Genomic DNA, 796 nt, shown 5'->3' on the forward strand with positions numbered 1-796 from the left:
GCCCAGTCGGGCAGCCTGTTGACGCCCCGCAGGTACGTACTGAGTTCGGGCGGCAGTCCGGCCGGCAGCGGGTCGTCGTTGTCCACCCACGACGCCATCGCCGCGTTGACCGCGGGTACCTGCCCGCTCTCGATGAGGGAGACGAGGAGCCGGTCGACCTCGTCGTCCCACACATACGCCGGATCGGTGCCCGTGCCGGTCCCCGCGACGGACGCGGACGCCGGCCAGGCCCACGCCCCGGTCGCGGTGCCCGCGCCCACCACGCCGAGCGCGACACCGAGCGACAGTACTTTTCTGCGGCTGGGATTCTCCATTTACCTGCTCGCTCTCCTGGTCGGTCAGGCGACTCAACAAGCATGTGGATGGCGGGTGTTGACTGGCCCGCCGTGCTCGAGAGCCTTGTTCCAGGATGTGATTTTCGATTAACATAGCGAGGTGCACCGCCGTCGACAAGGGCAGTGACGGACCGGCGCACGGCACCCGGTGCGCACCAGTCCCGTACGACGGAGGAGCCCGTATGACGACGGATCAGGAACCGCCCCGCGCACCGGACGGCCCCGCCCCCGCCGACGCCGCCGGTCCCGGTGCGAGCCCCGCGAGCGCCCGGCCCGGCTGGATCACGGACGCGCTGACCGGGCAGTGGTGCGGCTGGGTGTGCCACGGCGCGTCGGGGACCGGCCCTGACGGGGGCGCCGCGACGCTGACCGCGCTCGCCCCCTTCGACGGCGCCCCGACCGCCGCCGTGCCCGCCTCGGCGCCTCAGGACGTCGCCGCGGCGGCCGCCCGGGCCCGGACG

Annotated in this window: 2 pseudogenes; one reads left to right on the top strand and one right to left on the bottom strand. The window is 73.4% G+C overall.

Annotated elements, in window-relative coordinates:
* Positions 1-260, bottom strand: a pseudogene (locus GTW43_RS02955) (DUF2236 domain-containing protein); the annotation flags it as partial.
* 257 nt (positions 261-517) lie between these two features.
* Between GTW43_RS02955 and gabD2 the strand changes: the two are divergent.
* A pseudogene (gene gabD2 / locus GTW43_RS02960) lies at positions 518-796 on the top strand (succinic semialdehyde dehydrogenase); the annotation flags it as partial.

It is taken from the genome of Streptomyces sp. SID5785 (assembly GCF_009870065.1).
In the GTDB taxonomy this organism is placed as follows: domain Bacteria; phylum Actinomycetota; class Actinomycetes; order Streptomycetales; family Streptomycetaceae; genus Streptomyces.